Origin of the sequence: Rhodoblastus sp. (assembly GCF_052145335.1) — a bacterium.
Classification (GTDB): Bacteria; Pseudomonadota; Alphaproteobacteria; order Rhizobiales; family Beijerinckiaceae; genus Rhodoblastus.
On sequence record NZ_JBKQOU010000130.1, the window covers coordinates 1 to 4,898 of the forward strand.

Annotated in this window: 7 protein-coding genes; 6 read left to right on the forward strand and 1 reads right to left on the reverse strand. The window is 62.2% G+C overall.

Features of this window, described 5'->3' with window-relative positions; all coding sequences use genetic code 11:
• The 5 genes from ACLP2E_RS09150 to ACLP2E_RS09170 all read left to right on the forward strand — a co-directional run.
• A partial coding sequence (locus tag ACLP2E_RS09150) for a DUF2478 domain-containing protein (RefSeq protein ID WP_442465725.1) occupies positions 1-363 on the forward strand: 363 nt, incomplete at its 5' end.
• Positions 364-394: 31 nt separating this feature from the next.
• Positions 395-706, forward strand: coding sequence for a TusE/DsrC/DsvC family sulfur relay protein (locus tag ACLP2E_RS09155; RefSeq protein WP_442462048.1), 312 nt, complete (start codon positions 395-397; stop codon positions 704-706).
• 121 nt (positions 707-827) lie between these two features.
• Positions 828-2,261 carry a copper-containing nitrite reductase gene (gene nirK / locus ACLP2E_RS09160; RefSeq protein WP_442465726.1) on the forward strand — a complete coding sequence of 478 codons (1,434 nt, stop codon included), beginning with the start codon at positions 828-830 and terminating at the stop codon, positions 2,259-2,261.
• Between the two features lie 91 nt (positions 2,262-2,352).
• Positions 2,353-3,057, forward strand: a complete 705-nt coding sequence (locus tag ACLP2E_RS09165; RefSeq protein ID WP_442465727.1) for a formylglycine-generating enzyme family protein — start codon at positions 2,353-2,355, stop codon at positions 3,055-3,057.
• A complete protein-coding gene (locus tag ACLP2E_RS09170; protein ID WP_442462045.1) occupies positions 3,057-3,662 on the forward strand; it encodes an SCO family protein in 606 nt (201 codons plus the stop codon). The genes ACLP2E_RS09165 and ACLP2E_RS09170 overlap by 1 nt, the downstream gene beginning before the upstream one ends.
• A gap of 9 nt (positions 3,663-3,671) precedes the next feature.
• Here the strand turns inward: ACLP2E_RS09170 and ACLP2E_RS09175 are convergent, their stop codons facing one another.
• Positions 3,672-4,367 carry a Crp/Fnr family transcriptional regulator gene (locus ACLP2E_RS09175; RefSeq protein WP_442462044.1) on the reverse strand — a complete coding sequence of 232 codons (696 nt, stop codon included), beginning with the start codon at positions 4,365-4,367 and terminating at the stop codon, positions 3,672-3,674.
• Positions 4,368-4,455: 88 nt separating this feature from the next.
• Between ACLP2E_RS09175 and ACLP2E_RS09180 the strand changes: the two genes are divergently transcribed.
• Positions 4,456-4,898, forward strand: a 443-nt coding sequence (locus tag ACLP2E_RS09180) for an NnrS family protein (RefSeq protein ID WP_442465728.1), incomplete at its 3' end; no start/stop codon positions are given.

A 4,898-nucleotide genomic window follows, 5' to 3' on the forward strand; every position in this document is an offset into this window, starting at 1 on the left:
GTAGCGCCGGGACGGCGCTGCGACATGGTTCTGCAAGATCTGGCCTCCGGCGAGACAGTGAAAATTTCCGAAGACCGCGGCGCCCTGGCGCGCGGTTGCCGGCTCGATCTCGACGGTCTGGCGCGAACTTGCGCGCTGGTGCTTTCAAGCCTGCCGCATTGCGATCTCGTTCTGTTGAACAAGTTTGGCAAGACGGAAGCTGAAGGCGGCGGTTTCCGCTGCATCATCTCCGACGCAATTGGCCTGGAGACGCCCGTCGTCATCGGCATGCCGCGCCGCAATCTGGAGGCGTGGCGCGCTTTCGCCGGAGAATTTGGCGCCGAGGTCGAGGCGTCGGCTTTTACCGTTTTGCAGGCGGCCTGAAGCAAAAAAACGAGCAGGGGAGGAGTTTCTCATGAGCGCGATCGAGACGGACATCGAAGGCTATCTGACCGATCCGGGCGCCTGGACCGAGGATTGGGCGAGAGAAATAGCGCGGGAACAACAGATCGAAATGACCGAGGAACATTGGGACGTGCTGCACTTCATGCGGGCCTATTTCGAGGAGCGCCAGGTTCCACCCGACGCCCGTTTCGTCATGCGTCATCTCAGCCAGACTCGCGGCGCCGACCGCAACCGCCTGTTCGAGCTTTTTCCGCACGGTTATGTCGGACAGGCCTGCAAGATAGCGGGAATGCGCAAGCCGCGCATCTGGAGCACCGGCTGAAGACGCGGCTTCTGTCTGGATTTTGTTTGCGCTTCCGCAAAGCATGGAAAACGCCACGTTTTAAGGTCGTCTCCCAAAAGACAGGATCATTTCATTGCCTAAACTATCCGGGGTCGAGACCATGAAAATCCGCACAAAAAGCGCCATCCTCCTTCTGGCCTCCACGGTCCTGGCGTCGCCCGTTTTCGCGGCCAGCCGCGAGGAAAACGCCGCTGAAAAAATCGTTGGCGAGGAAAACGCCATTATCACCGACGCGCCGAATGTTCCGCCTGTGATCACGAGGAAAAACGCCACCAAGGTGATCGTCCATCTCGAAGTCAGGGAAGTCGAGGGCCGGCTCGCCGACGGAGTCCGCTATACATTCTGGACTTTTGGGGGCAAGGTTCCCGGCAAATTCATCCGTGTGCGCGAGGGCGATCTGGTCGAGATGCATCTCGACAATCACCCCGACAATAAAATGCCACATAACATCGATCTGCACGCCGTCAACGGTCCCGGCGGCGGCGCCGCCGCCTCGCTGACCGCGCCGGGCCATTCTTCGGTGTTCTCCTTCAAGGCGCTCAATCCGGGACTGTTCGTCTATCATTGCGCCACCGCGCCGGTCGCCATGCATGTCGCCAATGGCATGTACGGCATGATCCTGGTCGAACCGAAAGAGGGACTGCCCAAGGTCGATCACGAATATTACGTCATGCAGAGCGACTTCTACACCAAGGGCCCCAATGGCGAGCAGGGCCTGCAACCTTTCTCGATGAACAAGGCGATCGACGAAAAGCCCGATTACGTCGTGTTCAACGGTTCGGTTGGCTCGACCACCGGCGACACGGCGCTGACCGGCAATGTCGGAGAGACCGTGCGCCTGTTCGTTGGCGACGGCGGCCCGAACATGACCTCCTCCTTCCATGTCATCGGCCAGATTTTCGATACGGTTTGGCCGGAAGGAAACATGAGCACGCCGACGCATAATGTTCAGACGACAATGATCCCAGCTGGCGGCGCCGCCATCGCGCAATTCCAGCTCAGCGTGCCGGGAACCTTCATCATCGTCGATCATTCCCTGACGCGCGCGTTCAACCGCGGCGCCCTGGCGCAATTGAAGGTTAGCGGTCCCGATCAGAAGGACATTTATTCCGGCAAAATGAACGATCTGGTCTATCTGCCGGAAGGTTCCGGCGCGCGCGTCGCCGAGCAGATTGGACGCGCGCCCGCCGCCAAGGACAAGGCCGAGCGGATCAAGGCCGGCGAAGGCGTGTTCGCCAATAACTGCGCGGCCTGCCATCAGCCCGACGGCAAGGGCGTTCCGGACGCTTTCCCGCCGCTGGCCAAATCCGGCTTTCTCAACGCCGACAAAATTCGCGCCGTCAAGATCGTCACCGGCGGCCTCAACGGCAAGCTGATCGTCAACGGTCAGAATTTCGATGGCGTCATGCCGGCATGGGACCTGCCGGACGAGGAAATCGCCAACGTCCTGACCTATGTTTACAATAGCTGGGGCAATTCCGGCGCGGACGTCCTGCCCGACGACGTCAAGGCCAACAGGGTCAAGGCGAACTGAAATGCGCCCCGGCGGATGGTCGATATTTTGGGCTGCGGCGTCGCTCGCCGCGTTCCCTGTCGTCCACGCGGGTGGCGCTGAAGATTTAACCTTGGCGCCGCTGCCTGCTGGCGACTATCTGCCCTTTTTCAAATTCAGCGCCGGGAACGGACAGACCGCGCTGCAAAGCCGACCCGTGCAAATCCACGCTTTCCGGCTCGACAGGACGCCTGTCTCCAACGCGCAATTCCTGGATTTCGTCCGCGCGCATCCGGAATGGCGGCGCTCAAAGGCGAAAAGTCTGTTTGTCGACCAACGCTATCTCGAAAACTGGCGCTCCGATCTCGCGCCGCCGAAAGGACTGGCGCGGGCGCCCGTGACCCGGGTGTCCTGGTTCGCGGCGCAGGCTTTTTGCGAGGCGCGCGGCCTGCGCCTGCCCACCACCGACGAATGGGAGTACGCCCTCAACGACGGAGGGCGGAACAAGCAGGCGGTGGCGCAGGCTTCGCTCGACTGGTACGCCGCGCCCAATCTGAAACTGCTGCCGCCCGTTGGCCGCTCGGCGCCCAACGGATTTGGACTGCATGACTTGGTCGGGCTGGTTTGGGAGTGGACGCAGGATTTTTCCGGCGCCGGCCCGAGCAGCGAACAGCGCAACACCGCCAGCGAGGACGGCGCGCAATTTTGTTCCGGCGCCGCGCTGGGCGTGCGCGACGCCACCGATTACCCGGCCTTCATGCGCTATGCGCTGCGCAGCAGCCTGAAGGCCTCCTTCACCCAGGCCAATCTCGGCTTTCGTTGCGCAGGAGATCAATGATGCGCCTTCAAACTCTTGCCATCGCGCTTGCCGCCAGCTTCCTCTGTTTCGCGCCCGCCCGGGCGCACGATCACGCCCATATGATGCAGATGGAAGCGGCCCAGCCGCTTTCCGGGGCTTCGCTCTACAATCTCGCCTCGCACTGGACCGATCAGGATGGCAAAGCCATCGACCTGAAATCGCTGCGCGGAAGGCCTGTGGTCGTGGCCATGGCCTATACGAGTTGCAAGGGCATTTGCCCACTGATCGTGGCGAACATGGTCGCCGTCGAAAACGCCGCCAAGGCGAAAAACCTGAACGATGTCCGCTTCGCCTTCTTCTCGCTGGACTCGAAGGTCGATACGCCGGCGAAACTGAAGGCCTATGCGACCGAGCGCGGGCTCGATCCGGCGCAATGGTCGCTCTATCACGGCGACGAAAAGGCGGTGCGCGACCTCGCGGCGGCGCTTGGCGTGCGCTATCGCCCCGACGGACAAGGCGGCTTCGATCATTCCGCCGCGATCTCGCTGCTCAATGCGCAAGGCGAGATCGTCTTTCAGAAGCTCGACGCCAAACTCGATACGGATGAATTCGTCGGCAAGATCGAGTCGCTGGCGAAAAAGTAACGCCCTGCGTCAGTCCTGCTTTTTGGCAAGCGCGTGCAAGCCGGCCATGTCGCGCACGACGACGCGCTGGCGGCCAACTTCAACCAGACCCATTTCCTCCCAGGCGCTGAACGTCCGGCTGACCGTATGCAGCGTCGCACCGATCATTTCCGCGAGATCCTGTCGCGACAGCGGGAAATCGATCAGCAGGCCGTCGTCGGTTTTCCGCCCGGCTTGATGGGCGAGTTGCAGCAAGGCGCCGGCGATGCGCTGCTCGACCTGCTGCGTCGAGAGGTCGAGGATGCGCTTCTGCGAATCCTGCAGACGCGCTCCGAGCGCCTGCATCGTATTGACCGCCAGGCCGGGATGGCGCGCGAGCAATTCGCTCCACACGGAATTGGGCCAGGCGAGAGCGAGAGAATCAACTGCCGCCGTCGCCGTGCCCGGATAGGCTTCGACCTGGATCGCCATGGCGACGCCGAACATGTCGCCCGGCGAGATGAAACGCACCACCATTTGCTGGCCCTGCGGATTGAGCCGCGTCACCCGCAGGCGCCCGTGCAACAGCAGGAAAAACCGGTCGGCATGCTCGCCCTGGCGGAAGGCGGCGTCGCCCTTCGGCAGCCGCAGCGGCGTGGCCTGGGTCAGGATGTCGTCCAACGATTCGGGGCTCATGCCGGCAAATGTCGGCGAACCGGCGATGAGCGAACGGTCGAGCTGCGCCATCAGGGACGTTCCTCTTCTTTGTCTTTGCGCAAGGTCGCTGCGTTCGGACTGGTTTAGCAAGAATTCCGTTCTCCCCCAAGGAGCCATTATGTCCGACGCAAAAGCCCGCCGCCGTTACGACGGCCCCGCCCTCCTGAGCTTCGGCTTTCGGCCGTTCTTCCTGGCCGGCGCGATTTGGGCGATTGTCGCGGTCATGCTCTGGCTGCCCCAATATTTCGGCGAATTGACCTTGAACATGGTCTTCCAGCCGCTCGACTGGCACGCGCATGAAGCCTTGTTCGGCTATGTCGCCGCCATCGTCACCGGCTTTCTGCTGACCGCCGTGCCCAACTGGACCGGACGGCTGCCTTTGCAGGGCCAGCCGCTGCTGCTGCTGCTGGCGGTGTGGTTTTCCGGGCGCGTCGCCGTCGCATTTTCCGCTTATATCGGCTGGGTTCCCGCCGCGATCGTCGATTGCGCCTTTCTCGCTTTGGTCTGCGCGGCGGTGGCGCGCGAAATCATGGCCGGAAAGAACTGGCGCAATCTCAAGGT